The organism is Citrobacter sp. TBCS-14, assembly GCF_005280805.1.
GTDB lineage: Bacteria > Pseudomonadota > Gammaproteobacteria > Enterobacterales > Enterobacteriaceae > Citrobacter > Citrobacter gillenii.
This window is the reverse complement of the sequence record NZ_SZWM01000633.1, coordinates 1-280: the sequence shown is the minus strand read 5'-3', so window position 1 is coordinate 280 and position 280 is coordinate 1. Positions and strand designations below refer to the sequence as shown.

Sequence of the window (280 nt, the reverse complement as noted above, 5' to 3'; positions counted from 1 at the left end):
TCAAAGTACAACTGGAACAGGCTGTCGATAACGCGTTACAGAAAGGCAATCATCATGGCTGGGCGCTGGTGATGATGGTCTTTTTTGCTGTTGCGCGAGAAGGGCTGGAATCGGTGTTCTTCCTGCTGGCGGCATTCCAGCAGGATGTGGGTATTTGGCCACCGCTAGGTGCGATGCTGGGACTGGCTACCGCAGTGGTACTGGGATACCTGATTTACCTCGGCGGCATTCGCCTCAACCTCGGGGCATTCTTTAAATGGACCAGCCTGTTCATTTTGCT

At 53.6% G+C, this 280-nt stretch carries 1 protein-coding gene; it reads left to right on the top strand.

Going from position 1 to position 280, the window contains the following annotated elements:
- The coding region (locus FDX22_RS20350; protein WP_186805385.1) for an FTR1 family protein at positions 1-280 on the top strand (280 nt) is incomplete at both ends.